Genomic DNA, 24,680 nt, shown 5'->3' on the forward strand with positions numbered 1-24,680 from the left:
GCCGCCCCGCTCTACATGGCTTAGTTCATCTGGAAGGAGCCTTAATGAAGGCAATCGCGTCAGAGAACTGCTTTGCTCGATCGAGGCTGCGAGTTCTGACAGAGACCATTTGGCTGCCATCTAAGGCACGAATAATCACCACAAAACGGTTATCCCGACCGCGCTTCTGATAGAGCGATATATCGCCTATCGAGTTGAGATAAATACGACGACCTGCATCCCGGGTGACGACGGTCGTATTGCCAACCGCAAACGCCCCAGCTCCCACGGCCACTGCGGACCCGACGCTACTCCCCTGCGAAATCACGCCATCAGAAAGGATGATGACTTTATCCGTGACCAGCACTGACTGTGGCCGAGCGCCCTTGCTGTAGTCCTCGAAGAAAGCTTGCTCTATGACCTCGACCGCGTGAGCACGGTCTACAAAGCGTGACTCCACAGGTGTGTAACTCAACTTTTGACTACCACAACCAACCAGCAGAGATGCCAGAAGGGCAATCCCCATCCGCTTCAACATTCTGGGCATGTGATTGCCTTTCCTTGTAGACGAAAAGCGGCAGATTACCCTCCCCACCGACATCTAGCCATAACCCACGTCAGCCGCCATTCGCGGCTTGGAGATGCCCATGCAAACAAAAAGGAAAAAGCCCGGCGAAGAACACGCCGAGCAGGAACAAGCCGTTGCCCCGGAAATGGACAAGGTCACGGAAGAGAGAATGGCCGAGCTGCTGGGTATCACCCTGCGCGCACTCCAGACCAGACGCCAGCGCGGAAAGATCCCCGAGGGCATTTGGAACCGGAACGGTCGCAGCATCACTTACAGCAGATGGAGATATGAGGAATGGCTCGAAAGCCTGTGGGTTTGCCCCCTGGAGTTGAAATCCGAGGGGACGCGCTCCGGATCCGTTTCACTTGGAACGGTCAGCGCTGCGGGGAAACTCTTGCCTTTCCCCCGACTGCGCAAGGGATCAAAGCGGCCAGCCGTCTACGAGATCAAGTAGTCAACCTCATCCGGCATGGGATGCTGGACGACGAGAAGTACGCCGAACTCTTTCCCGATTCTGACCTGGCACTCGCGGCACAAGCCGCGATCCCCAGCTTTGGCGAGTACACCCAGCTCTGGCTAGACAGTCGACACATCGTTGCCGGCACCCGCGACAACTATAAAAGCGTGTTCAACATGTACTGGATGCCTTACCTGGGCTTGCGGCGCATCGACATGATCACGCCGACCATGCTGCGGGGGATCATTGCGCAGACGGAGTGGACCTCGACGGGGGTGAAACGCAACGCAGTGATCAAGCTGGCGAGCGTTTTCAAGACGGCGGTACTGGATGGCCTGCTTGCGAAAAACCCCACCGCCTCACTGGACAAGCCTAAAGCTGTAAAGAAAGTAGTCGATCCTTACACCCGGGACGAAGCCGAGCGGATCATCGCTCACTTATACAGGGCGCTGTGCAAGTACTCGCAGATCTATGCGGCTTTCTTCGAGTTCGCGTTCTTCACTGGGCTCAGGCCTGGTGAGGCTATGGGGCTTCAGTGGGGTGACATCGATTTGGAGGCGAGGACGGCAAACATCCGGCGGATCATTGTCGGCGGGCAGCCCGAGGAGCGGACCAAGACGAAGTATCACCGTGTGGTTTTGCTCAATGAGCGTGCGTTGCATGCACTTGGACAGGCCAGGCGAATGGCAACGCTTCGCAGCCTGGCGTCCAAGTCGGCCACACCGACCAGCCCTTTCGTGTTTCAACCGGGCAAAGGTGGGATGTGGATCAGAGAGCCAAGTGTTACAATCAAACACTTCAAGCTCGCGCTCAACACGCTGGGCATCCGTGAACGTCGGCAGTACGACACCCGCCACACCTATGCAACCATGTGCCTAATGGCTGGGATGAACCCTGCGTTCATCGCGAACCAACTCGGCCATAGTGTCGAGATGTTGCTCTCTACCTACGCAAAATGGATCAGCTCCTCCTCGGATTGGAGGGAGCTGGAGAAGCTGCCGGCTAGAGTCGAATTGGCCCAAAATTGGCCCAAAACAGACGACGGCACCTAAACACACCTCTGGAACCCCCGCAGGATAAGCACTTGATTTCTACCGCTAACATCACCATGCAGTTTGGCGCCAAGCCCTTGTTCGAGAACGTCTCGGTCAAGTTCAACAACGGCAACCGTTACGGCCTCATCGGCGCCAACGGCTGTGGCAAGTCGACCTTCATGAAAATCCTCGGCGGCGACCTGGAGCCGTCCGGCGGCCAGGTCATGCTGGAACCCAACGTTCGCCTGGGTAAACTGCGCCAAGACCAGTTCGCCTACGAAGAATTCACCGTGATCGACACCGTGATCATGGGCCACGAAGAACTCTGGCGGGTCAAGGCCGAGCGCGACCGCATCTACTCGCTGCCAGAAATGAGCGAAGAAGACGGCATGGCCGTGGCCGAGCTGGAAACCGAATTCGCCGAGATGGACGGCTACACCGCCGAATCCCGCGCTGGTGAGCTGCTGCTGGGCCTGGGTATCCCCCTCGAACAGCACTTCGGCCCGATGACCGAAGTCGCACCAGGCTGGAAACTGCGAGTCCTGCTGGCCCAGGCACTGTTCTCCAATCCAGAAGTGTTGCTGCTCGACGAGCCAACCAACCACCTGGACATCAACACCATTCGCTGGCTGGAAAACATTCTCACGGCGCGTAACAGCACCATGATCATCATTTCCCACGACCGGCACTTCCTCAACAGCGTCTGCACTCACATGGCCGACCTGGACTACTGCGAGCTGCGCCTGTTCCCGGGCAACTACGACGAGTACATGATCGCCGCGACCCAATCGCGCGAGCAGCTGCTGTCGGACAACGCCAAGAAGAAAGCCCAGATCGCCGAACTGCAGACCTTCGTCAGCCGCTTCTCGGCCAACGCCTCGAAAGCCAAGCAGGCCACTTCCCGCGCCAAGCAGATCGACAAGATCCAGCTGGCCGAAGTCAAGCCATCGAGCCGTGTCAGCCCGTTCATCCGCTTCGAGCAGACCAAGAAGCTGCACCGTCAGGCCGTGACCGTCGAGCACATGTCGAAGAGCTTCGACGACAAGGTCCTGTTCAAGAACTTCAGCTTCGTCGTCGAAGCAGGTGAGCGCGTAGCGATCATCGGCCCGAACGGTATCGGCAAGACCACCCTGCTGCGCACCCTGGTCAATGAACTGACCCCGGATGCCGGTGCGGTGAAATGGACCGAAAGCGCAGAGCTGGGCTACTACGCCCAGGACCACGCCCACGACTTCGAAGATGACGTGAGCCTGTTCGACTGGATGGGCCAGTGGACTCAGGGCGAACAGGTTATCCGTGGCACCTTGGGCCGCATGCTGTTCTCCAACGACGAGATCCTCAAGTCGGTGAAGGTGATTTCCGGTGGTGAGCAAGGCCGCATGCTGTTCGGCAAGCTGATCCTGCAAAAGCCGAACGTGCTGCTGATGGACGAACCTACCAACCACCTGGACATGGAATCGATCGAGGCGCTGAACCTGGCGCTGGAAAACTACCCGGGCACGCTGATCTTCGTCAGCCACGACCGTGAGTTCGTATCGTCCCTGGCCACCCGCATCATCGAGCTGACGCCAACCGGCGTGGTCGACTTCAGCGGCACCTACGACGACTACCTGCGTAGCCAGGGTGTGGTGATCTAAGCAACACCCGTTTGTGTAGCTGATGCACAAACTCTGTGGGAACCGGGTCGAGCGTGACGCGGTCGTGGCCCTTGAGGGCCACATCGCCGGCAACGCCGGCTCCCACAGAGCTTTTGGCCAGGATCACAGTTGATCCGGCAAAAATCATTAGCCTGCTTTCTTTTATTCCTTTCCCCCGCCATCATGGCGCAGTCCTCCGCCTACCCGCGAACGAGCCCCATGACTGCCCCGGCACCCGCTGCACCGAGCAATCGCTCCGTCACCCTGCAGATACTCTCGATCGTCTTCTATACCTTCATCGCCTTCCTGTGCATCGGTTTGCCCATTGCCGTGCTGCCCGGGCACGTGCACGACCAGCTCGGCTTCAGCGCCGTCGTTGCCGGCCTGACCATTGGTCTGCAATACCTCAGCACATTGCTCAGCCGCCCCATGGCCGGGCGCCTGGTCGATAGCCTGGGCACCAAGAAAGCGATTGTCTATGGCCTGCTGGGCATCGCCGGCGCCGGGCTGCTCACCTGGGTCTCGGCGCTGCTGATGAGCCTGCCATTGACCAGTTTGCTGGTATTGCTCGGCGGGCGCGTACTGCTCGGCATCGCCCAGGGCTTGATCGGCGTCGGCACCCTCAGTTGGGGCATCGGCGAAGTGGGCGCCGAACATACTGCCAGGGTGATCTCCTGGAACGGCATCGCCTCCTATGGCGCCATCGCCATCGGCGCTCCTGCCGGGGTGATCCTCGCCGGAGAGCTGGGCTTTGCCTCCCTCGGCCTGGCGCTGCTGGCCTTCGCCTTGCTTGCCCTGATGGTGGTGCGCAATAAACCCTCGCTGGCCGTGGTGCGTGGCGAGCGCCTGCCGTTCTGGGCGGCCTTCGCTCGCGTCGCCCCCTGCGGTGTCGGCCTGACCCTGGCCTCGATTGGCTATGGCACCCTGACAACCTTCGTCACCCTGTTCTACCTGGAACGCGGCTGGAGTGGCGCCGCCTGGTGCCTGAGTGCCTTCGGCATCTGCTTTATTCTGTCGCGCCTGCTGTTCGTCAACGCCGTCAATCAATGGGGCGGTTACCGGGTGGCAGTCGTCTGCATGGCCGTGGAAGCACTCGGCCTGGCATTGCTGTGGCTTGCCCCTTCGCCGGTCCTGGCGCTGCTGGGCGCCGGGTTGACCGGGTTCGGCCTGTCACTGGTGTACCCGGCACTGGGCGTCGAGGCCATCAAGCAGGTGCCCAGCTCCAGCCGGGGCGCCGGCTTGGGGGCCTATGCGGTGTTCTTCGACCTGGCCTTGGCCATCGCCGGCCCGCTGATGGGTGCGATTGCCGCGCACCTGGGCTATGCGTGGATTTTCTGCGTGGCCGCCCTGCTCTCGCTGGCCGGTATCGCGCTGACCTTGCTGTTGCTGCGGCGCAGCGCCGCCTACTGATCGGCAGTGTGCAGCCCCGCGCGGCTGGGCTTCCCCAGGGCACGGTTGAAGAAACGCGTGGCCTCGGCCTGCAAGGTCAGGTGGATGCCCGCACGGTCCACGCCTTCCGGATCATTGCACAGCGCCGCCATGCGTTGACGCTGCTCGTCGTCGCACGGCGCCATGAACACGAAGTGCCCGGCCCCGGCGAGCAACTTGTAGTTGGGGGTGATCGGCAGTTTGCGCGCCAACGCCGAAGCATTCTTGTCGAGGGCCAGCAACTGGTCGCGGTCACCACTGTAGATAAGCGCAGGCACGTGCACGTCTGCCAAGGTCTGGCGACCGAACATCAGGCTCAAGGGCGCCATCAGCATCAGCGCGCGAATACGCGGGTCGGCCTCCGGCAACAAGTCGTCACGGTCAGCGACCAGCTCGCCACGCATCTTGCAGGCATCGGCATCCAGCGGGCGCTCTTCGCAATAGCGTTTCAGGCGCTCAAGGTCTGGCCGCGCACCAGACAGGATCAAGGCCGTCTCACCGCCCGCCGAGTAACCGATCATCCCCACCTGGTCCGCCGTCACGTAGGGTGACAGCAAAGGGTCCGCCAGGGTCGCGGTGATCGCGGCACTGATCTGCAACGGGCGACCATACAGGTTGCTCAGGGTGCCCAGGCGGCTATGGTCGTGGGCGTTGTCGCCGGGGTGAATCACCGCCACCACCACAAACCCGCGCTTGGCCAGCTCTGTGGCCAGGTCATGCAAGGCCAGCGGCGTGCCGGTGTTGCCGTGGGAGAGCATCAACAGCGGAAAGCGGCCGATGGCGATTTTTGCCTCTTGCGTGGCATCGATACGATAACCGTCAAGCGTGCTCCAGTGATCGGCGCCGGAGGACGGGTAAAACGCCAGTGCCTGCATCGGCTGGCCATCCAGCGGATCGGCAAAGCTCATGCTGTGCAGGCCCACGCTCCAGTGCTGTGCAGGCTCGGCGTGCACCGAAATGCCACCGAAGATCAGCATCAGCATCAATATTGCGCGTAGACGCAGCATGGGGGTTCACCTTGTACGGTTGGCAGGCGTGCCTACCTATTGCGCAGCATAGATCGGGCCATTCCCCTGAAGATGAAACGTAAATGAAAAAACCGACTGCCGGGCAGGCCGGCAGTCGGTTTTTGAATTTGACCGGGAAGGATCAGGCCGCCGCGAACAGCTCGCTATCGATCTGCACCTGGGCCGCAGCCATCGCCTGTTTACGCGGCTCGTCGCCATAGGCCAGGCCATGGGCGCGAACGAACTCGACGTCAGTGATACCGATGAAGCCGAGGAACACCTTGAGGAAGTCTTCATGGCCAACACCGGTAGGTTGACCCTGGTGCAAGCCACCTGCGGTGGAGACCACGATCACCTTCTTGTTACCGCACAACCCTTCCGGGCCGGCTTCGGTGTAACGGAAAGTCTTGCCGGCTACCGCTACGCGGTCGATCCAGGCCTTGAGCTGGGTCGGAATGGAGAAGTTGTACATCGGCGCGGCGATCACCACGGCATCGGCGTCGAGGAACTCCTGCAGGGTTTCGCTGCTCAGCTTGGCTTCGTGTTGCTGGGCGGCATCACGCATTGCTTCCGGGGTACCGGCGGCGACCAGGGTCGCTGCTGAGAAGTGGCTGATGGCATCGGCAGCCAGGTCCCGGTAGATCACCTCGGCAGCAGGTTCTGCGGCTTGCCAGGCTTCAACAACGCTGCGGCTGAGTTGGCGGGAAGCGGAGTTGTCGCCGAGGATGCTGGAGTCGATATGCAACAGTTTCATGAGGTGCTCCTGAATGAGGACCGCAGTTCGGCGATCACGATGGGGGCAATCCTACCGATGTATTCAATACCTGATAAGCTGGCAAAACTGCATTAGTTCGTCCCACTGATAGGACAATCGAGCTCAGCCATGCAAGACCTCAACGATCTCTACTATTTCGCCCGCGTGGTGGAAGCCGGCGGCTTCGCGGCGGCTGGGCGCCTGCTGGGCATCCCCAAGTCGCGTTTGTCCCGGCGCATTGCCGAGCTGGAAGAGCGACTTGGCACCCGCCTGCTCCAGCGCACCACCCGCAAACTGAAGCTGACGGCGGTGGGCGAGCGTTACCTGCGCCACTGCCAGGCCATGTTGCTGGAAGCGGAAATGGCTGACGAAGCCGTGGCGAGCATGACCAGCGAGCCACGGGGGCGCTTGCGGGTGTCGTGCCCGGTCGGCCTGGCCCACGAATTTCTGCCCAGGGTGATCAGCCGCTTTCTGGAACAGCATCCGCTGGTGCAATTGGACATGGGGCTGCTCAATCGGCGAGTCGACCTGATCAGCGAGGGCATTGACGTCGCCTTGCGCGTACGCGACCTGGGCGATGAAGACCCGACCCTGGTCACCCGACGCCTGCGCGAAGCCCGGCTGTTGCTGGTGGCCACCCCAGCGTTCGTGGCCGAGCAGCAGATCCTCACCCCTGCCGACCTCAACAAGGCCCCGGTACTGGGCGCGGTGGAGTCAGACCGGTTAGTGCACCTTAAACTGCTGGACACGCAAGGCAACAAGGTGGAACTGGCATTGGAGGCGCGGCTTGGCGTTGACGATTTCGTCGTGCGCAAAGCGGCAACCCTCGCAGGCCTGGGCTTTACTGCGTTACCGATCATGCATTGCGAGCAGGAACTGCTGAGCGGCGAGCTGGTGCAATTGCTGCCCGAGTGGTCGCTGCCTGGCGGCTGGCTGCAAGCGGTGTATCCGCATAGGCGTGGCGTGTTGCCGGCGGTGCGGGCATGGATCGACCATCTGGTGGCCAGTTTCGAGGAGTGTGGGGAGCGGTATGTCTAGACAAACAATGAGTGAAGACCAGGTGGTCGCACTGTGCCTGAGTTTGCCCGGTGCGCAGGAAGACTACAAATGGGGCGGTGTGCGGGTGTTCTCGGTGGCCGGCAACAAGATGTTCGCCGTGCTGGACCTGGGCGGTGCAGGCTTGTCGTTCAAGGTCGACGGGGATCTGTTCCTGGGGTATGTGGATCGTCCGGGGGTGCGGCCCGCGCCTTACCTGGCGCGGGCGCACTGGGTGAGCGTGGCCAAGCCTTACTCGATTGGGCGTGAAGAGCTGGGAGCGTTACTGGGCCGTTCGCACCAGTTGGTGGTGCAGCGGCTGCCCAAGCGGGTGCAGGTTGGGCTGTTGCAGTGAGGCTAGTGGCCCCATCGCGGGACGCTCCCACAAACTCCCCTGTGGGAGCGGGCTCGTCCCGCGATTAGGCCTTAAGCTGCAACCCCAAGCCAGCGCCCACCGAGAAACAGGTAATCCGCCCAGAACACCTGGTGTACCAGCACAATCAGCCAGAACACCAACTGATAGCTGACCTTGCGGGTCTTGTGCCGATACAGCTGCTGCGCCAACAGCGCCCCGGGCCAGCCGCCCAGCAATTCACAGCCATGCAGCACCTTCTCCGGCGTGCGCTGCCCCTGCTCGGCCGCGCGGCGCTTGTCCTGGCGGTACAGCCAGACACACACCAGGCTCGCCAGCAGATAAACCAGTGCCGGCACCCAGAAGCCCAGCTCCAGGCCCATCTGCAATACGCCGACAAAGGGCAGCAGGCCCAGCAATGCCAACACCAGCAGCTTCACGCGCACAAAGCGCATCGCGCCGGCCATATCAGCCGTGCGCTACCGACCAGTCAACCCAGCCGAACTGCCAGGTCGCCAGGATCGCCAGGCCGAACACGATGCGGTACCAGGCAAACACGGCGTAGCTGTGGCTGGCGATGAACTTCAGCAAGCCACGCACAGCGATCATCGCGAAGATGAACGACACCACGAAACCGATGGCGAACACCGGGAAGTCACTTGGCTGGAACAGGTCGCGGTACTTGTAGCCGGAATACACCGCCGCACCGACCATGGTCGGCATCGCCAGGAAGAACGAAAACTCGGTGGCCGCCTTGCGCGACAGGCCAAACAGCAGGCCGCCGATAATGGTCGAGCCAGAACGCGAAGTACCCGGAATCATCGCCAGGCATTGGACCAAGCCGATTTTCAAGGCATCGGTCCAGCGCATGTCATCGACTTCCTCGGCACGCACGGCATGCTTGCGGCGTTCGGCCCAGAGCATGATCACCCCACCGACCACCAAGGCAGCCGCCACGGTGATCGGGTTGAACAGGTACTCGTGGATCAGGTCGGCAAACAGCACACCCAACACCACTGCCGGCATGAAGGCGACCAGCAGGTTGACCGTGAAGCGCTGCGCCTTGGCCTGGCTCGGCAGCCCGACGACCACCTCGAGGATCTTGCGGCGGAACTCCCAGACCACGGCCAGGATCGCGCCCAGCTGGATGATGATGTTGAAGGCCATGGCCCGCTCACCACCAAAGTTGATCAGGTCAGCCACGATGATCTGGTGGCCAGTACTGGATATCGGCAAGAACTCCGTCAACCCTTCGACGATGCCGAGAATTACTGCCTGCATGGCGGTCCAAAAATCCATCATTCCCCCTGAAGCAATGCCCCTGGCACGCCCCGTTATCATTTTTAAAGCCCGAAACAGTCCACTGCCCAGGTGTTTTACAGCGACAGTTGGTCGCCAACCGACGTTGAATAAACAACGCGGCCTTCAGGTTTATCGCTTGAAGGCCGAAATCCTATCAGACCACTGCTTATTTTGCTTCGGGTCGATACAGCAGCGCTTGCCCAATCAACCACTTAGCCCTTGGTCGAGTAGGTAGAAACGCTAAAGCGTGCTTGGATGCGCGAGACAATAACAAGAACACGGGGTGACCTTCATGAAGAGTTTACGCAGTATGTCGATCAGCCGGCGCCTATGGCTCATCCTGGTGGTAGCAGTGCTCATGCTGGTGACATTGGGGGTACTGATGTTGCGTCAGGTCCATGGTGACCTGTACCAGGCCAAGGCCGAAAAAACCCGTCACGTGGTCCAGACCGCCGCCGGCGTGCTGGCTTATTTCCAGGGGCAGGAAGCGGCCGGCGCGTTGACCCGCGAAGCGGCTCAACAGCAAGCACTCAGTACCATTCGCGGCCTTCGCTATGACCAGAGCGACTACTTCTGGATCAACGACCTGGGCCCGAAAATGATCATGCACCCGGCCAACCCCAAGCTCGATGGCCAGGACCTGTCGGCCATCCGCGACCCGGACGGCTTTGCGCTGTTCAATGAAATGGTCGCGTTGGCCAAGGCCCAGGGCGGCGGGCGCATCGACTACCGCTGGCCCAAGCCGGGCGCCAGTGAGCCGGTGGAAAAAACCTCTTATATCCAGTTGTTCAAGCCTTGGGGCTGGGTGATCGGCTCGGGGGTCTACATCGACGACCTGCAGGCCGAGTTTGCCAGCCAGGTCCGCGATGCCTCGGTACTGGGGCTGACGATTGCCCTGCTGATGGCACTGTTGGTCGTGCTGATTGCCCGCAGCATTACCCGTCCGTTGCAGGAGGCAGTAGAAGCCATGGCGACGATTGCCAGTGGTGAAAGTGACCTGACCCGTCGCCTGGACACCCACGGCAATGACGAAATCACCCAGCTGGGCCAGCACTTCAACAGTTTCACCGCGCGCTTGCAGCAGGTGGTCGGCCAACTGCTCGGCGCCGCCCAGGCCCTTGGCCAGAGCGCAGCAGATGTCGGCAGCAGTGCCGGGCAAGCCCAGCAGCGTAGCGAGCAGCAGTCGCAACAGATGGATCAGGTCGCGACAGCGATCAACGAAGTGAGCTACGCCGTGCAGGATGTGGCCAAGCACGCCGAGCAGGCTTCCAGTGAAATGAGCGACGCCCAGGCCCGCGCGGTACAGGGCCAGCAGAGTATCCATGGCAGCCTGGGCAAGATTGGCGAGCTGTCCGGGACCATCGACCAGGCCGTCGAAGTGATCCAGGCCCTGGCCGGGCAAAGTACGCGCATCGGCAGTGTACTGGAGGTGATCCGCTCGATTGCCGAACAGACCAACTTGCTGGCGTTGAACGCAGCCATCGAGGCGGCGCGTGCCGGCGAACAGGGACGCGGGTTTGCCGTAGTTGCAGATGAAGTGCGCCTGCTGGCGCAGCGTACGCAGCAGTCGACGGCGGAAATCCAGAGCATGATCGAGCACCTGCAAGGCCAATCGGAAGCCGCGGTCAAGGCCATCGATGCCAGCAGCCTGGCCTCGCGCCAGACGGTCGAGCAAGCCAGCGAAGCCGGTGCCAGCCTGGATGCCATCAGCCAGGCGCTGCAAAACCTCACGGCGCTGAACGCATCGATTGCCAGCGCAACCCTGCAGCAGTCGCATGTGGTGGAGGAGATCAACCGCAATGTGACCGACACGGCCGACCTGTCGCGGGAGACCTCACAAGCGGCGCAACAGTCGAGCAGTGCCGGTGCGGCGTTGAACCGTTTGAGTGAGGAATTGGGGCAACTGCTTCGACAGTTCCGGGTTTGATCTGAGCAGCACATCGCCGGCAAGGGCGGCTCGCACGAGGTTTGTGGGAGACGGCCTTGCCGGCGATGCTTTTCACTAAGCGCACAGGTTACAATCGCCGCCCTCCTCCAACCCTGTCCAAGGAACGCCGATGTCCGGCCTGGAACTGTTCGCCGCCGTGCTCGGCGTGATTGCCGTATGGCTCACAGTCAAGCAAAACCCCTGGTGCTGGCCGATTGGCCTGGTCATGGTGCTGCTCTACAGCTGGGTGTTCTATGAGGTCAAACTCTACTCGGACATGCTCCTGCAACTGATCTACGCCGTGCTGCAGCTCTACGGCTGGTGGCAATGGACCCGCCCGGGGCACACCCGCCCTGTGCGCCAGGTCACCCGCCTTGAACCGCGACCTGTCGCCTTCTGCTTGGCTGTCGGCGCCGTAGCGAGCCTGGCACTTGGCGCTGCCATGGCCACCTGGACAGACGCCGCCCAACCTTGGCTGGATGCCGCGCTCACCGCCTTCAGCCTGGTCGCACAGGTGTGGATGGCGCAAAAGCGCGTGCAATGCTGGACCCTGTGGATCGTCCTGGACGTGATCTTCGTCGGCCTGTTCCTTTACAAGGGCCTCTACCTCACCGCCGCGCTCTATGCGCTGTTCACCCTGATCGCCGTGCAGGGCCTGCGTGAATGGCGCCGCGACCCGGCGCTGGCCCCAGCATGAAGGTGCTGGTACTGGCGGGCCCGGAATCCAGTGGCAAAAGCTGGCTGGGTGGCGAAATCCAGGCGCATTTCGGCGGCGAACTGGTCGGCGAGTATGTTCGCCACTTCATCGATGAGCAGGCGCGCGACACCTGCTACGCCGATATCCCGAGCATCGCCCGCGGCCAGCTGGCTTGGGAGGATGCCGCCCGCCAGCGGCAACCGGAACTGCTGATCCTCGACACCCACTTGCTCAGCAACCTGCTCTGGAGCAAGGCGCTGTTCAACGACTGCCCAGCCTGGATCGAGCCTGCGTTGCTGGCGCGACGTTACGACCTGCACCTGCTGCTCAGCCCGCAAGGCGTGCCCTGGGTGGGTGACGGCCAGCGTTGCCAGCCAGATATCGCCCAGCGCCAGGCCTTCTTCGAGCACAGCCGGCAATGGCTGCAGCAGCACCAACAACCCACCCAGATCATCGAGGGTGACTGGCTGCAGCGCAGCGCCCAGGTGCTGGCTGCGGTGCAGCAATTGCTCGGTGGCAAACCTGCCGCCTGCCCGACCGAGTGTTAATCCGGCGATACAGCCGCATTATCGCCAACACGCCAAACAGAGCCTGTCGCAGGGCTGTCATGAAGACTGTTAAGTCACTGATACAGTCCTGAATCGCTCACATCGGGTCGCTGTAATGCCCTGTGGTCGGGCCTGCGGGCATTTGGCTGTATCAGCCGCGTTACAGGTTTTCTGACATCCCCCTATTGGCTTGCGTAAGCCCTTGTTCAGCAACTGAAAACAAGACATGGCACGCCTTCTGCTCTCCTTCTCGCAACGCTGAATCTGGGCCAGCGAATCGAAGAAGGAGCCGCCGCCGTGGGGACACACAACAACAACCTGCTACGCCTCGTGATACTCGGATGTGCTTTGGGCTCATCCCTTAGCCTGCCGGTTCAGGCAGCCGGTAATGGTGTCGTTGTTCTGCAGCGTGATGTGCAGGCCCGTCAGGCTGACCGCGCCACTGGCAGGCCAGACCCTTACCCGACCACCGTCAACGTCAACCCTTCCCAGCGCGTATTGAGCCAGACCAACAATGAGCTTAGCGACGGCGACTTCGCCAGTGTCGCCAGCGGCCAGATGGTCAACCGCGTACTGATACCCGATGCCTCCGGCACTGTACGTGGCCTGGGCAATGTACCGAACAGCCTGCCTGGCATGTCTGGCGGCGCAGGCCCGGGGGCGGCAGCAGGTAGCAACAGCATTTCGAACTCGGTCAACCAGAGCGTCCAGCGTGGCCTCGCCCCGCTGCAAATCCTGACCGGAGGCCGCTGACATGACCCGCTCACTCCTGTTCCTGGCCCTGTGCAGTTGCACTGGCGCCTACGCCGCTTCACCGGTGGTTGATAACGCCAGCATCGACAACAGCGGCCAGGGCTACAAGGGCAACCTGTCGATCAACCAGGCCTCCGGCGACGGACAACAACAGAACAACAGCCGGGCCATCGCCATTGGCACCGACGCCCACGCCACCACGCAGATTCGTCAACGCATCGATACCCCTGCCAGCAGTGCTGTCGATGCCCACGCCAACATTGGCAACAACACCTTCACCAACGGCACCGGAATGATTGGCATCAACCAGTCGGCTGGGGCCAACACGCAACAGGCGAATGCGGTACGCATCAGCATCAGCGCATTGCCACAGAACATTGATGACAGCGTCCTCGGGCAACAGAACGTGGCGCTGCTCAACGGCTCCGACTCAACAGATCATGCACCCGGCAGTCGCCAGGTCACCCTCGGTGACCAGGCCTTCACCGGCAGTCGCGGAGTGATCCAGTTGAATCAGAGCGCCGGGGTGGGCAACCGAATGGCCAACACCCTGAGCGTACGGGTTGCAGACTGACCCGAAACAGCAACACAACACTTAACTACTTAAAATAATGCGGAGAAACACCATGAAACCCACAATGGCACTCAAGCCTCTGGTATTCGCACTCGCAGCGGTCATGGCAGTTGCTGCACAAGCGGGCGAACGTGAACACGGCGGCCACAATGGCGGCCATAACGGCGGCCACGACAACACCCAGAGCATTCTGCTCGGGCTGCTGATCAGCGCCGGTTCCGCTGCAACCGTAATTGATGTACAAAACAACGGCGGCAACAAAGTAGTCAACGAAGGCACCGAAAACCACGCGAAAATGGACGCTTCGGCGAACGGCTCGCAAGGTAACCTGGGCGCTAACGTGGCAGCCGGCGACGGCAACCAGCAAGATAACGTCGCTGCCATCTCCACTGCCGACGAAAGCTTCGTCTTCGGCAGCGCCATGGCCATCTCCAGTGCCACCCAGAACAACTCCGGCAACACCGTCAAGAACTACTCGACCGACAACAACGCTACGCTTAACAGCTCAGCCAACGGCAGCTCGGGTAACATCGGTGTCAACGTCACCGCCGGCGACTTCAACCAACAGAAAAACAACCTGGCCATTGCCGTGTCCGGCGGCCGTGTAGCGGTTGCCAGTGCAGCGGCTAACCAAAACACCTCGGGTCTGAACGTGACCAACGAAGGTGATCGTACCTACGACACCAAAACCCTGCATGCCAGCTTCGCAGCCTACGGCAAATATGAAGGCACCGGCACTGGCTACGTAGAACGCAAAGAAGACAAACCTGGCCATGGCGGCGGCTGGGATGATCGTGGCAGCAGCAAAACTGTCAAAGACCCACTCAAGTTCCACGAAGAAGGCGACTTCGCGCTGTTTGGCGTAGCGTCCTATCAAGTGCTGACCCCAAGTGGCTGGATCAACCCTGTTACCAACACCGCTTCGCTGACCAACTCGCTGAACGGCGTGTCGGGCAACATCGGTGCTAACGTTTCTGCAGGGTCGGGCAACCAACAAAGCAACTCGCTGTCCATCGCCGCAGGCTGCAAAGCTTGCACCGGGATGTAACCAGCACAGAACGGGGCCCTTCGGGGCCCCTTTCCTGGCGTTCACAGGGTGGTGAAGATCATGCGAGTTGTTCTTTTGTGCGCACTGATGGGACTGGCTAGCCTCACCGAGGCTGCACAAATGCCGATTGCCGCCCTCCCTGGCGGTAATGTCATTTACAAGCCGGTACAGAGTGTTCGCGAACGGCGCTTCGCCGATCTGGTACAGCAAAAGACCGATTTCAGTTGTGGTGCAGCCGCGCTGGCGACCGTCCTCAAACAGGCCTACTGGCTGGATGTCGACGAAGCCCACATCATCGAAGGCATGCTCGCCCATTCCGACCAGGACACCGTCAAGGTGCAGGGCTTCTCGATGCTCGACATGAAGCGCTACGTGGAAAGCATCGGCATGCGTGCGCGTGGCTACCGGATTCCACCGGAGAGCCTGCAAAGCGTCACCATACCGGTGGTAGTACTGATGGACATCCGTGGCTACAAGCACTTTGTCGTGTTGCAACGCAGCGACAAGCAATGGGTGTACGTCGGCGACCCGGTCCTGGGCCACAAGCGTTACAAGCTCGACGACTTCGTCAAAGGCTGGAACGGCATCATCTTTGCCGTCATCGGTCCCGGTTATGACAAGGCCAATGCCCTGCTCGCCCCGCCGGAACCATTGACTGCAAAAACCCGGATCGACAGTTTCTATCCGGTGGATGACGCCCAGTTGATGGAGTTCGGATTCATCCAGAGCGATTTCTTCTAACGACAAGGGGCAAGGAGCTCCGGGGAGCACCGATGAAGACTTCCACCTGGTTGGTAGCCGTGTGTCTGGTGACCAGCCTTCCTGCGCATGCGCAGCTGTTCAAGCCCATCGAAGTCAAGGATCAGGAACTGGCCGAACTGCGTGGACGCTATGTAATGCCCGGCCGGATCATCAGTTTTGGCGTGGTCATGAGTACTACCTGGCAAAACGCCAATGGCGACCGCCTAAGCGGTACGGCCAGCCTGCAAGTGCAACAATCCACTTACAAACCACAATTCTACGTGTCGATGACCGGTCAAAACGGCAGCGGCACCAACACCAGCCAGGGCACTGGCATCGTCAGCGGTGGTGCTGGCCTGAGCACGACCCAGGGCGTGACCCAATCGGTACGCGCTGCGGGCGACTACAACACCGCCTACAACAACGTTGACATCAATGTGAAGGAAAGCAACGTGGCGCCTGTGGCCGAGATCCCACAAGGACAGGTACTGGCCGCCAACTCGACCATCACCGGCTCCAACAATGCCGGCACATTGAGTGTTTCTTCCAGCGGCGGCGGCATCCAACTGGGCATCCAGGCCAACAATAACCAGGGTGCAGCCATGCAACGCCTGGCCGATGGCGGCCTGACCCAGGCAGCCACCCTGATGGGCGGCAACAACGTCGTCAACAACATGACTCAACTGAATGTGGTGCTGCGCAACAACCTGCCGACCGTAGGCGCACTCAATTGCAACCTCGATCAACTCAAGGGCCTTCGCATTTCGGGATATTGATCTACGCTTCGTCTCAATCATCGCAGTTGGAAGGGACGGCTAACCCATGCACCGATCGTTTTCATTAAAGGCAGTCGTTTGTTTGAGCACATTGGTTCCGTCTTCATTGCTGTATGCAGCAGCGGATCCACAGGTAGAAGCCTTGAAACAGGAGTTACAGGCCCTCAAGCAACGTTATGAAACGCAGCAGCAGGCATTGATGGTTCTGGAACAGCGGGTCCGCCAGGTTGAAGAGCAACCGGCGGCACCACAACCCAAGCGGCTGGCCAAGTCACCCGCGTCAATGACCCGGGGTGGTCAAGCGGTTGCCGCTTCAGGGGCGGCGGGGGCCGCAGCCGGTACTGGCAGCTCTTATGGCGAGTCGCTCAAGGACGACTCGCAACCGGCGCAGAGCGTGTCGAACCTGTACGACGAGGCCAGTGGCTTCTTCGGCGGCGGCAAGTTCAGCTTCGAGACCGGTATTACCTACGCCCGTTACGATACCCGCCAGTTGATCCTCAATGGTTTCCTTGCCCTGGACTCGATTTTCCTGGGCAACATCAACCTGGACCGGATCAAGGCGGACAACTGGACGCTGGACCTTACTGCCCGCTACAACTTGAACCAGCGCTGGCAGTTCGACGTCAACGTGCCTGTGGTGTATCGCGAATCGACCTTTCAATCCGGTGGCGTGGGCAACAACGCCCAGGGCCTATCGGAGAAAACCGTTACCCGTGACCCGGTTATTGGCGACGTCAACTTTGGTGTGGCGTACAAGTTCCTCGATGAAAGCGAGAACGCCCCTGACGCGGTATTCACCTTGCGGGTCAAGGCGCCTACCGGCAAGGACCCATTCGGCATCAAGCTGATCCAGGACCCAGGCAACGACAGCTTGGCTTATCCAGAAGACCTGCCTACCGGCAACGGTGTCTGGTCGGTGACACCGGGCATCTCGCTGGTCAAGACCTACGACCCGGCGGTGCTGTTCGCCAGCCTGTCCTATACACATACCTTTGAAGATTCGTTCAGCGATGTGAGCTCGACGGTCAACCAGAAGACCCCGGGCAAGGTCAAGCTGGGTGACAGCTTCCAGATCGGTGCTGGTATCGCCTTTGCCTTGAACGAGAAGATGAGTATGTCGTTCTCGGTGTCAGACCTGATTGCGCGCAAGTCGAAGATCAAGTCGGCAGATACCGGGGATGAATGGACCGATGTCATCAGCAGTGACGCCAATGCCGCGTACTTCAACGTGGGGATGACCTTGGCGGCGACGGATAACCTGACGATTGTGCCGAACTTGTCGATCGGCTTGACCGATGATGCGCCGGACTTTACGTTCAGTTTGAAATTCCCTTATTACTTCTAACGGGGTTGGCGTTTATCCAGTAGGTGTGGCGCAGCCTTTGGGAGCCCTCACGGGCTCCAGCGCAGCCTGACGGCAGCGGCTACAAAAGTTTTGGTTACTTTTGCGTCGTCAAGTCAAACTCAAATATCCAACACCAACACCCCATCCCCCAAAGCCGGTACCGCACAGCAGATCAACACCTCCCCCTCCGGCACAACCTCAGCCGGCGGATGGAGGTAATGCACCTGGCCACTGAGCAACCGCGTCCGACAAGTACCACACGACCCGCCACGACAGCTGAACTCCGGGTTCAACCCCCGTGCCTCAGCCAGTTCAAGCAGGCTCCCCGCCCCAGGCTCCCAGCGCGCCTCCTTGGCGGAACTGGCAAACAGCACCTTGACCGACTCGATCGCCATAGGCGGCTGAGCCACCGCTGCAACCGCCACCTCAACGTCCCTCACCAAGGTCGACGGCCCAAACGTCTCGGCATGAATACGATCATCCTGGATACGCAACCCACGCAGCCCGTCATACAACGCCTGGGTGAAACTGCCCGGCCCACACAGGTAATAGTCGTAATCATCCAGCGGCAACACCGACTTCAGCCGCTCGACATCCATCCGCCCCTGCCAGTCAAACCCCTCGCCCACCCGCACGCCGGGCTCCGGCTGACTCAGCAAACGCACCACCCGCACCTTGTCCCCGGCGAGCGCCACCAGCTTGTCGAGCTCTTCGCTGAACGCCAGTTCCCCCAGGGTCCGCGCACTCTGGAACAACCAGGTCGCACGCATGCGGTTGATCCGCTTGCCCTGGTAAATCACCTCCCGCAACATCGCCAACAACGGCGTGATACCCACGCCGGCTGCAATCAATACCAACGGCCGGCGCTCGTCAGCCACCACGGTAAATTGCCCTTGCGGCGCACGCGCCTCGATCAGGTCGCCGACCTTGACCCGGTCATGCAGATGCGCCGACACCACGCCGTCACGCTTGACGCTGATGCGCAACAGCTCATCAGCCGGTGCGCTGGAGACGCTGTACGTACGAATCGCCGCCGAGGCCTGGCCATCCAGCACAAACCGCACCGGCAAATGCTGGCCCGCAGCAAACCCGGGCAGGCTCATACCCTCGCTGGCTTGCAGGTAGAACGAGCGAATGCTCTCGCTCTCCTTGACGATGTTCACCACCTGCAAGGCGCGCCAGTTGTTGCCCCAGGCTTGCGCCTGCAAGCGCTGTGCAGCCTGCTGCCAACTGCAGGTCATCAACGAATTGGGGGAGTCTCCCTGGGCCAGGTCCGCCCAGCGCAGATTGATCGCCGCCTCGCGGTAGACAACTCGCTGTGGGGTAAACCGCCACAGCCGCTCGGCCCCTTGAAACGCCGCAATCTCCGGGCTATCCAGCAGCACCTCGGCAGTCCCGCTCATTTGCAGCAGATCGCCCGTCTGGAAGTCGATGAACAACAACCCCGCACGCGGGTTGAGCAGCAGGTTGCCCAGCGTGTTGAAGAACAGATTGCCGGAAAAGTCCGGGATGGTCAGTGTGCCGTCCTCGTCCACCCGCACGAACCCCGGCTTGCCGCCACGGTGCGAGGCATCGACCTGCCGCGCCCCGTCGCGCACCACATAACTGGCGACAAAGAACGAATCGGCCGAGCTGATCATCTCCCGTGCCCGCGGGTCCAGCGAGGTGGCCTGGTAAACCGGTCCCGGCGCCTCATCGACAAACCGGTAGCGACGCAGGCTGATATAGCGCGGGCAGTTGCCATAGGCCTGGTCGACCGCCACCTGCAACTGGCCAGCGCGGTTCTCGCGCACCGTGCCGTTCATGCGATTGCGCCGACGGGTGTGCAACTCGATACCCAGCATGCCGATGGCATCCCCGGTGTTCAGGCCCTCCTGGGCCGGGTCGTCGGGTTCAGTTTGCAGGTGGATATTGAGGGTTTGCGGCTCGGGCGACAGCATGAACCCCGGCGGCCCGCTGCGCAGGGTCGCCCAGACATCGCCCTTGCGGTCTACCGCGCCAAGGATCACGAACGGCAACTGCGCATAGAACTCGCGGTGCTGGTCCGGCATCCAGTTGCGCGCCAGTTGCCGCTCGCCCACGCTGGTCATCAGCTCGACGGCGCCAACCGAGCGCTGCAAGGTCAACTCGCCTTCATGCCAGGGAGACGTACCTGGCGTCACAGGTGTTGTGCTCATTTCGTTCTCCCTGGCGACTGAAGCGAAACATACCCTGGGCTCAGGCGACCTGAAGGCCCGCAGCAGTACGTTGCATCGGCACAAAGCCGGGCAGCGCTTCCACTCGGTCGAGCCAGGTGCGCACATTCGGGTAGTCCGCCAGCGAGACGTTGCCTTCCGGCGCATGGGCGATATAGCTGTACCCCGCAACGTCCGCCACACTGGCTTCACTACCGGCAAGGAAGGTGCGAGTGGCCAGTTCCGACTCCATCACCTTGAGCAACGCATGGGAACGGGTTATGGCCTCGTCAGCGTTGTACGGCGCGCCAAACACCGTGATCAGCCGCGCAGTGGCCGGGCCGCTGGCGATCTGCCCGGCGGCCACCGACAGCCAGCGCATCACCTTGGCCAGGGCCAGCGGGTCGCTCGGCAGCCACTGGCCTTTGCCGTACTTTTGCGCGAGGTAGACGATGATCGCATTCGAGTCCGCCAGCACCGTGCCGTTGTCATCGATCACCGGCACCTGGCCAAACGGGTTCAACGCCAGGAACTCCGGCTTCTTGTGCGCGCCATTGGCCAGGTCAACCGCTACCAGCTCGACCGGCAGGCCCAGCAACGACAGCATCAGCTCCACCCGATGGGCATGGCCGGACAAAGCGTGACGGTACAGTTTGATGGCGTTCGACATGGTGGTTCTCCTGAGGCATGGGGTTGTACTGCGCGATTGCTGGCTATCTTCCGTCCTTGCTCAAAAATGCGGAATGAGCACAAACTGAAAGTCATCATTGCAATTAATGAAACAAAGGCCGCCATGGACCGATTCTACGAAATGCAGATCTTTGTCACGGTCGCCCAGGAGGACGGCTTTGCCGCAGCGGCCCGGCGCCTGGGCATCTCGCCGCCCACCGTGACCCGGGCCATCGCCTCGATCGAGCAACGCCTCGGCACTCAATTGCTGACACGCACCACCCGCAGCCTGCACCTGAGCGAGGCTGGACAGCGTTACCTTGAAGATTGCCGGCGCATCCTCAGTGAACTGGAAGAAGCCGAAGTGGCGGCCGCCGGCAGCCATGGCGTACCCAGCGGCAGCCTGACGCTGACTGCGCCGATGCTGTTTGGCGAGCTGTATGTGGCGCCCGTTCTCGTCGAGTACATGAATCAATACCCGGCGGTACGCCTGAATGCCTTGCTGGTGGACCGCCTGGTGAACATGGCGGAAGAAGGCGTAGACGTCGCCGTGCGCATCGGCCACCTGCCAGAGGGTGTGTACAAGGCGGTCAAGGTCGGGCAAGTGCGCCAAGTCGTCTGCGCCGCTCCCGGCTACCTTCAGCGACACGGCCGCCCTCGACATCCGGCAGAACTGGAAACGGCGAATGTCGTGCTGTCTTCGGCGAGCACGCTGCTCAGTGACTGGCAGTTCGTGCACCAGGGTTCAGCCATCCACGTGCGTCCGACACCGCAACTGGTGGTCACCGACAACAAGGCCGCTATCAATGTGGCTCGTCTGGGCTGGGGCGTGACACGGGTGTTGTCCTACCAGGTGGCCAGCCTGCTGGCGAGTGGCGAACTGGAAGTGCTGCTGGCCGACTTCGAGCCCCCCGCCCTGCCCATCCATGTCGTGTACCCGCAGAACCACCAGGTGTCGGCCAAGGTGCGCACCTTCGTGGACTTCCTTGCCAGCCACCTGGCGCAGCACCCGTTGCTGCATACCGCGCCAATAGAGCGTCGCTGATGCAGCGCCATCACGACATGCAGATATTCCAGGCACTCTGCGAACGCCACAGCTTGATGTCGGTGGCCAGCCACCTGGGCGTGTCAGTCGCCACGGTGACTCGCGCAATCGACCGTCTTGAAGCGCGCCTGAATCAGCAATTGCTGCTGCGCAGTACACGCGGGGTCTCGCTGACCGACGCCGGCATCGCCTACCTGGCCGACTGTTCGCGGATTCTGCAGGAAGTGGCGGACAGCGAGGCCTCTGCCCAGGGCCTGCATCAGCAGGCACGCGGCAACCTGAGCCTGTTTGCGCCACGCCTGTTCAACAGCTACATCCTGCCGCCCATCCTCGCCGGCTACCTGGAGCAATGCCCGCTGGTGAAGGTGTTCATGCGCCTGCATGACCGCTCCCCCGGCATGCTCGAGGAAGGCATTGATGTCGCCCTGGTGATTGGCGAGTTGCCGGGGTCGTCGCTGATTGCCCGGCCGGTGGGGCATGTGCACACCATCACCTGTGCAAGCCCCGCTTATCTGGCGGCTCAAGGCACGCCGCAGGTGCCCGCTGACCTCAAGACACACAGCCTGATCGCCAGCCAGGGGCAGCGGGAATGGTTGCAGTGGAGTTTTCAGCACCAGGGGCAGACCCTCAACATCAAGGCCCGTCCGCGCCTGGCCTGCGCCACGCTGCAAGGCGCAATCAACATCGCTTGCAGTGGCGCCGGGCTGGTGCAGAGCCTCAACTACCCGCTGTTCGATCACCTGCAAAGCGGGCAGCTGTGCCGGGTACTGCAACCCTATGAACCGGCGCCGCTGCCGGTTCACCTGGTGTATCGCGAAGGCCACAAGGCCTCCATGCGCGTGCGCAGTTTTGTCGACTACGCACTACCGCGACTCAGGGCGCACCCCGCGTTGCTTACCACCCAGCCGAGCTAGGCCGGGGGCTCAGAACTTCTCGGCAATGCGCTTGACCGGGTATTTCGGGTCGCGGTAACTGCCGGCCTTCTGCCGCTTGGGCAAGACCACCTTCTCGCGCGGCACGTCCTTGTAGGGGATGCGGCTGAGCAGGTCGCTGATGATGTTCAGGCGCGCCTTGCGCTTGTCGTTGGAGTCGGCCACCAACCACGGCGCGTGCTGGCTGTCGGTCGCCCTGAACATGTCGTCACGGGCACGGGAATAGTCGTACCAACGGCTGTAGGACTTTAGGTCCATGGGTGAGAGCTTCCAGATCTTGCGCCCATCCTTGATACGCGCCTGCAAGCGCCGGGTCTGTTCCTCTTCACTGACTTCCAGCCAGTACTTGAGCAGGATGACCCCGGAATCGACAATCGCTTTTTCGACGCTGGGAATCGCATTCAAGAAGCTCACCGCCTGCTCTTTGCTGCAGAACCCCATGACCCGCTCGACACCGGCGCGGTTGTACCAGCTGCGGTCGAAGATCACTACTTCACCGGCCGCCGGCAGGTGCGGCAGGTAGCGTTGCAGGTACATCTGGCTCTTTTCGCGGTCGGTCGGTGCCGGCAAGGCGATCACCCGGAACACCCGCGGGCTGACCCGCTCGGTCAGCGCCTTGATGGTGCCGCCCTTGCCGGCGCCATCGCGCCCTTCGAAGACCACGCAGACCTTGACGCCTTTTTCCTTGACCCATTCCTGCAATTTCACCAGCTCGATATGCAGCGTGCGCAATTGCTCAAGGTAAGCCTTGTTGTTCAACTTCCCCGACTTTTCAGCTGCACTTTTCTTGTTCTTTGCCATGGCTTACACCTCGCGTCTGTACTTGCGGTTCACCTCGATCCAGTAACCGGCTGAGTCTAGTCCATGGGCCGTTTTTCACCGCCCTCGTGCCTACTCAACGCGGCGTGATAGGCCAACTCGGCGGCGCCAAATGTCAAGTTTGCGCGCTGAGCTGCGCTTAGCCTGTGACGTCAGGCTGGGCCCTGCTCCAGGGCCTGGCGTCATTGACTCAAGACAAGCAGGTGAACCCATGGCGAAGTGGAAACGGCGGCCACCCGATGTTGCGTACCTTTCCGGCGGAGGCAGTGGTATTGGCCTGGGCATCGCCCAGGTGTTGCTGGCCGAAGGCGTCAGCGTGGTGATTTTTGATCTGCAGGTAAGCGAGCGCGTGCTCGCCAGCCTGCGCCAAGCCTGCCGGCAGCAGGGCCAGGCCGTGCATGCCTATGCCGTGGACATCACTGATGCCCAGGCCCTGGACAGCGCCTTCGCCCAGGCCGCCGACTGCCTTGGCCCCTGCGACCTGGCCTTCAACTGTGCCGGGCTGATGCGCAACGCGCCGTTCATGCAGATGAGCGCCGAGACCTTCTCCCAGGTCATCAACGTCAACCTGATCGGCAGCCGCAATTTTGCCGCCAGCGCCTTGCCGCGAATGGCCCCGCACGGCCATCTGGTGTTGATGGCATCACTGGCGGGCATTGTCGGCAGCTACACCCAGGCAGCCTATGCCGCGTCCAAGTTCGGCGTGGTTGGCCTCGCCGAAGTACTGCGCGCAGAACAGAAGCTACGCGGCATCGCGGTGTCGGTGGTGTGCCCCGGCGAGATCCATACACCCTTGCTGGAGTACGAACGCCTGCACGGCAGCCCGGTGACCCGCTCGCTGAATGCCGTGGCCGGGGTGCTCAGCGTCGACACCGCCGTCGCCGGCATTGTCCAGGGCATCCGCAAACGCCAGTTCATGATCACCCCCGGGGTGCGCGCCAGATGCGTCCGTGCGCTGGCGCGCAAATGCACCTCGCTGCTGCGCTGGATCGTCGATCGCAACCTGGCCCGCGCCTTTGCTGCGCAGTTGCAGGCTGAGCCCGCCTCGCCTGCACCCAAGCCCTAGTCCTTTTTTCAGG

General features: G+C 61.5%; 26 protein-coding genes. 18 read left to right on the plus strand and 8 right to left on the minus strand.

Features of this window, described 5'->3' with window-relative positions; translation table 11 throughout:
- Nucleotides 1–25 precede the first annotated feature (25 nt).
- Complete coding sequence (locus M5G11_RS20905) at nucleotides 26–526, minus strand: hypothetical protein (RefSeq protein ID WP_273908824.1); 501 nt, start codon at nucleotides 524–526, stop codon at nucleotides 26–28.
- A 100-nt stretch (nucleotides 527–626) separates the two neighbouring features.
- Here M5G11_RS20905 and M5G11_RS20910 point away from each other — a divergent pair, with 100 nt between their 5' ends.
- The 4 genes from M5G11_RS20910 (at nucleotide 627) to M5G11_RS20925 (ending at nucleotide 5,085) form a co-directional block, all read left to right on the plus strand.
- A complete protein-coding gene (locus tag M5G11_RS20910; RefSeq protein ID WP_273908825.1) occupies nucleotides 627–1,001 on the plus strand; it encodes a hypothetical protein in 375 nt (124 codons plus the stop codon).
- Nucleotides 902–2,056 (plus strand): tyrosine-type recombinase/integrase, encoded by a 1,155-nt coding sequence (locus tag M5G11_RS20915; protein WP_273908898.1) that lies wholly within the window; start codon nucleotides 902–904, stop codon nucleotides 2,054–2,056. The genes M5G11_RS20910 and M5G11_RS20915 overlap by 100 nt, the downstream gene beginning before the upstream one ends.
- A 32-nt stretch (nucleotides 2,057–2,088) precedes the next feature.
- A complete protein-coding gene (locus M5G11_RS20920) occupies nucleotides 2,089–3,675 on the plus strand; it encodes an ABC-F family ATPase (RefSeq protein ID WP_273908826.1) in 1,587 nt (528 codons plus the stop codon).
- Nucleotides 3,676–3,894: 219 nt separating this feature from the next.
- Nucleotides 3,895–5,085 carry an MFS transporter gene (locus M5G11_RS20925; protein WP_273908827.1) on the plus strand — a complete coding sequence of 397 codons (1,191 nt, stop codon included), beginning with the start codon at nucleotides 3,895–3,897 and terminating at the stop codon, nucleotides 5,083–5,085.
- Here the strand turns inward: M5G11_RS20925 and M5G11_RS20930 are convergent.
- Entirely contained in the window at nucleotides 5,079–6,110 is a 1,032-nt protein-coding gene (locus M5G11_RS20930) for an alpha/beta hydrolase family protein (RefSeq protein ID WP_273908828.1), read from the minus strand. The two genes, M5G11_RS20925 and M5G11_RS20930, sit on opposite strands and share 7 nt — an antisense overlap.
- A 142-nt stretch (nucleotides 6,111–6,252) precedes the next feature.
- Complete coding sequence (locus tag M5G11_RS20935; protein ID WP_273908829.1) at nucleotides 6,253–6,864, minus strand: FMN-dependent NADH-azoreductase; 612 nt, start codon at nucleotides 6,862–6,864, stop codon at nucleotides 6,253–6,255.
- 129 nt (nucleotides 6,865–6,993) lie between these two features.
- Here M5G11_RS20935 and M5G11_RS20940 point away from each other — a divergent pair, with 129 nt between their 5' ends.
- Entirely contained in the window at nucleotides 6,994–7,902 is a 909-nt protein-coding gene (locus M5G11_RS20940) for a LysR substrate-binding domain-containing protein (protein ID WP_273908830.1), read from the plus strand.
- Nucleotides 7,895–8,254, plus strand: a complete 360-nt coding sequence (locus M5G11_RS20945) for an MmcQ/YjbR family DNA-binding protein (RefSeq protein WP_273908831.1) — start codon at nucleotides 7,895–7,897, stop codon at nucleotides 8,252–8,254. The genes M5G11_RS20940 and M5G11_RS20945 overlap by 8 nt, the downstream gene beginning before the upstream one ends.
- 71 nt (nucleotides 8,255–8,325) lie before the next feature.
- Here the strand turns inward: M5G11_RS20945 and M5G11_RS20950 are convergent, their stop codons facing one another.
- Together M5G11_RS20950 and M5G11_RS20955 are read right to left on the minus strand one after the other, a co-directional pair.
- A complete protein-coding gene (locus tag M5G11_RS20950; protein ID WP_273908832.1) occupies nucleotides 8,326–8,706 on the minus strand; it encodes a DUF1294 domain-containing protein in 381 nt (126 codons plus the stop codon).
- Nucleotides 8,707–8,719: 13 nt separating this feature from the next.
- The gene (locus tag M5G11_RS20955) at nucleotides 8,720–9,550 is read right to left on the minus strand and encodes an undecaprenyl-diphosphate phosphatase (RefSeq protein WP_273908833.1); all 831 of its coding nucleotides are present in this window, start codon (nucleotides 9,548–9,550) and stop codon (nucleotides 8,720–8,722) included.
- Nucleotides 9,551–9,845: 295 nt separating this feature from the next.
- Here M5G11_RS20955 and M5G11_RS20960 point away from each other — a divergent pair, with 295 nt between their 5' ends.
- From M5G11_RS20960 to M5G11_RS21000, 9 genes are all read left to right on the plus strand, one after another.
- Complete coding sequence (locus tag M5G11_RS20960; protein ID WP_273908834.1) at nucleotides 9,846–11,480, plus strand: methyl-accepting chemotaxis protein; 1,635 nt, start codon at nucleotides 9,846–9,848, stop codon at nucleotides 11,478–11,480.
- A 130-nt stretch (nucleotides 11,481–11,610) separates the two neighbouring features.
- A complete protein-coding gene (gene pnuC / locus M5G11_RS20965) occupies nucleotides 11,611–12,177 on the plus strand; it encodes a nicotinamide riboside transporter PnuC (RefSeq protein WP_273908835.1) in 567 nt (188 codons plus the stop codon).
- The gene (locus M5G11_RS20970) at nucleotides 12,174–12,725 is read left to right on the plus strand and encodes an AAA family ATPase (RefSeq protein ID WP_273908899.1); all 552 of its coding nucleotides are present in this window, start codon (nucleotides 12,174–12,176) and stop codon (nucleotides 12,723–12,725) included. Before pnuC ends, M5G11_RS20970 begins: the two co-directional genes overlap by 4 nt.
- A 297-nt stretch (nucleotides 12,726–13,022) precedes the next feature.
- The gene (locus tag M5G11_RS20975; protein ID WP_273908836.1) at nucleotides 13,023–13,478 is read left to right on the plus strand and encodes a hypothetical protein; all 456 of its coding nucleotides are present in this window, start codon (nucleotides 13,023–13,025) and stop codon (nucleotides 13,476–13,478) included.
- A gap of 1 nt (nucleotide 13,479) precedes the next feature.
- Nucleotides 13,480–14,052, plus strand: coding sequence for an adhesin (locus M5G11_RS20980; protein WP_273908837.1), 573 nt, complete (start codon nucleotides 13,480–13,482; stop codon nucleotides 14,050–14,052).
- A gap of 52 nt (nucleotides 14,053–14,104) precedes the next feature.
- Nucleotides 14,105–15,100: a heme utilization protein gene (locus M5G11_RS20985; RefSeq protein WP_273908838.1), complete on the plus strand. Its 996-nt coding sequence runs from the start codon at nucleotides 14,105–14,107 to the stop codon at nucleotides 15,098–15,100.
- A gap of 60 nt (nucleotides 15,101–15,160) precedes the next feature.
- The gene (locus M5G11_RS20990; RefSeq protein WP_273908839.1) at nucleotides 15,161–15,841 is read left to right on the plus strand and encodes a C39 family peptidase; all 681 of its coding nucleotides are present in this window, start codon (nucleotides 15,161–15,163) and stop codon (nucleotides 15,839–15,841) included.
- Between the two features lie 32 nt (nucleotides 15,842–15,873).
- Nucleotides 15,874–16,617 carry a hypothetical protein gene (locus tag M5G11_RS20995; protein ID WP_273908840.1) on the plus strand — a complete coding sequence of 248 codons (744 nt, stop codon included), beginning with the start codon at nucleotides 15,874–15,876 and terminating at the stop codon, nucleotides 16,615–16,617.
- Nucleotides 16,618–16,663: 46 nt separating this feature from the next.
- Complete coding sequence (locus M5G11_RS21000) at nucleotides 16,664–17,962, plus strand: transporter (protein WP_273908841.1); 1,299 nt, start codon at nucleotides 16,664–16,666, stop codon at nucleotides 17,960–17,962.
- A 119-nt stretch (nucleotides 17,963–18,081) separates the two neighbouring features.
- On the opposite strand, the gene M5G11_RS21005 is transcribed toward M5G11_RS21000, so the two are convergent.
- Both M5G11_RS21005 and M5G11_RS21010 read right to left on the minus strand, forming a co-directional pair.
- The gene (locus M5G11_RS21005; protein ID WP_273908842.1) at nucleotides 18,082–20,139 is read right to left on the minus strand and encodes a 2Fe-2S iron-sulfur cluster-binding protein; all 2,058 of its coding nucleotides are present in this window, start codon (nucleotides 20,137–20,139) and stop codon (nucleotides 18,082–18,084) included.
- A gap of 40 nt (nucleotides 20,140–20,179) precedes the next feature.
- Nucleotides 20,180–20,806, minus strand: coding sequence for a glutathione S-transferase family protein (locus tag M5G11_RS21010; protein WP_273908843.1), 627 nt, complete (start codon nucleotides 20,804–20,806; stop codon nucleotides 20,180–20,182).
- Between the two features lie 123 nt (nucleotides 20,807–20,929).
- Between M5G11_RS21010 and M5G11_RS21015 the strand changes: the two genes are divergently transcribed.
- Nucleotides 20,930–21,850 (plus strand): LysR family transcriptional regulator, encoded by a 921-nt coding sequence (locus tag M5G11_RS21015; RefSeq protein ID WP_273908844.1) that lies wholly within the window; start codon nucleotides 20,930–20,932, stop codon nucleotides 21,848–21,850.
- Nucleotides 21,850–22,764 carry a LysR family transcriptional regulator gene (locus M5G11_RS21020; RefSeq protein WP_273908845.1) on the plus strand — a complete coding sequence of 305 codons (915 nt, stop codon included), beginning with the start codon at nucleotides 21,850–21,852 and terminating at the stop codon, nucleotides 22,762–22,764. The genes M5G11_RS21015 and M5G11_RS21020 overlap by 1 nt, the downstream gene beginning before the upstream one ends.
- Before the next feature lie 9 nt (nucleotides 22,765–22,773).
- Here M5G11_RS21020 and ppk2 read toward each other — a convergent pair whose 3' ends face one another.
- Entirely contained in the window at nucleotides 22,774–23,583 is an 810-nt protein-coding gene (gene ppk2, locus M5G11_RS21025; protein WP_273908846.1) for a polyphosphate kinase 2, read from the minus strand.
- A gap of 229 nt (nucleotides 23,584–23,812) precedes the next feature.
- On the opposite strand from ppk2, the gene M5G11_RS21030 reads away from it, so the two are divergent.
- The gene (locus tag M5G11_RS21030) at nucleotides 23,813–24,667 is read left to right on the plus strand and encodes an SDR family NAD(P)-dependent oxidoreductase (RefSeq protein ID WP_273908847.1); all 855 of its coding nucleotides are present in this window, start codon (nucleotides 23,813–23,815) and stop codon (nucleotides 24,665–24,667) included.
- The last annotated feature ends 13 nt before the right edge of the window (nucleotides 24,668–24,680 follow it).

This window comes from Pseudomonas fontis (assembly GCF_028656955.1).
GTDB classification, from domain to species: domain Bacteria; phylum Pseudomonadota; class Gammaproteobacteria; order Pseudomonadales; family Pseudomonadaceae; genus Aquipseudomonas; species Aquipseudomonas fontis.

Bases quoted from the DNA above. Each gene is read 5' to 3' on its own strand.
- M5G11_RS20905 (WP_273908824.1), bottom strand. From the start codon at position 526: ATGCCCAGAATGTTGAAGCGGATGGGGATTGCCCTTCTGGCATCTCTG.
- M5G11_RS20910 (WP_273908825.1), top strand. From the start codon at position 627: ATGCAAACAAAAAGGAAAAAGCCCGGCGAAGAACACGCCGAGCAGGAA.
- M5G11_RS20925 (WP_273908827.1), top strand. From the start codon at position 3,895: ATGACTGCCCCGGCACCCGCTGCACCGAGCAATCGCTCCGTCACCCTG.
- M5G11_RS20930 (WP_273908828.1), bottom strand. From the start codon at position 6,110: ATGCTGCGTCTACGCGCAATATTGATGCTGATGCTGATCTTCGGTGGC.
- M5G11_RS20935 (WP_273908829.1), bottom strand. From the start codon at position 6,864: ATGAAACTGTTGCATATCGACTCCAGCATCCTCGGCGACAACTCCGCT.
- M5G11_RS20940 (WP_273908830.1), top strand. From the start codon at position 6,994: ATGCAAGACCTCAACGATCTCTACTATTTCGCCCGCGTGGTGGAAGCC.
- M5G11_RS20945 (WP_273908831.1), top strand. From the start codon at position 7,895: ATGTCTAGACAAACAATGAGTGAAGACCAGGTGGTCGCACTGTGCCTG.
- M5G11_RS20950 (WP_273908832.1), bottom strand. From the start codon at position 8,706: ATGCGCTTTGTGCGCGTGAAGCTGCTGGTGTTGGCATTGCTGGGCCTG.
- M5G11_RS20955 (WP_273908833.1), bottom strand. From the start codon at position 9,550: ATGGATTTTTGGACCGCCATGCAGGCAGTAATTCTCGGCATCGTCGAA.
- M5G11_RS20960 (WP_273908834.1), top strand. From the start codon at position 9,846: ATGAAGAGTTTACGCAGTATGTCGATCAGCCGGCGCCTATGGCTCATC.
- pnuC (WP_273908835.1), top strand. From the start codon at position 11,611: ATGTCCGGCCTGGAACTGTTCGCCGCCGTGCTCGGCGTGATTGCCGTA.
- M5G11_RS20970 (WP_273908899.1), top strand. From the start codon at position 12,174: ATGAAGGTGCTGGTACTGGCGGGCCCGGAATCCAGTGGCAAAAGCTGG.
- M5G11_RS20980 (WP_273908837.1), top strand. From the start codon at position 13,480: ATGACCCGCTCACTCCTGTTCCTGGCCCTGTGCAGTTGCACTGGCGCC.
- M5G11_RS20985 (WP_273908838.1), top strand. From the start codon at position 14,105: ATGAAACCCACAATGGCACTCAAGCCTCTGGTATTCGCACTCGCAGCG.
- M5G11_RS20990 (WP_273908839.1), top strand. From the start codon at position 15,161: ATGCGAGTTGTTCTTTTGTGCGCACTGATGGGACTGGCTAGCCTCACC.
- M5G11_RS20995 (WP_273908840.1), top strand. From the start codon at position 15,874: ATGAAGACTTCCACCTGGTTGGTAGCCGTGTGTCTGGTGACCAGCCTT.
- M5G11_RS21000 (WP_273908841.1), top strand. From the start codon at position 16,664: ATGCACCGATCGTTTTCATTAAAGGCAGTCGTTTGTTTGAGCACATTG.
- M5G11_RS21005 (WP_273908842.1), bottom strand. From the start codon at position 20,139: ATGAGCACAACACCTGTGACGCCAGGTACGTCTCCCTGGCATGAAGGC.
- M5G11_RS21010 (WP_273908843.1), bottom strand. From the start codon at position 20,806: ATGTCGAACGCCATCAAACTGTACCGTCACGCTTTGTCCGGCCATGCC.
- M5G11_RS21015 (WP_273908844.1), top strand. From the start codon at position 20,930: ATGGACCGATTCTACGAAATGCAGATCTTTGTCACGGTCGCCCAGGAG.
- M5G11_RS21020 (WP_273908845.1), top strand. From the start codon at position 21,850: ATGCAGCGCCATCACGACATGCAGATATTCCAGGCACTCTGCGAACGC.
- ppk2 (WP_273908846.1), bottom strand. From the start codon at position 23,583: ATGGCAAAGAACAAGAAAAGTGCAGCTGAAAAGTCGGGGAAGTTGAAC.
- M5G11_RS21030 (WP_273908847.1), top strand. From the start codon at position 23,813: ATGGCGAAGTGGAAACGGCGGCCACCCGATGTTGCGTACCTTTCCGGC.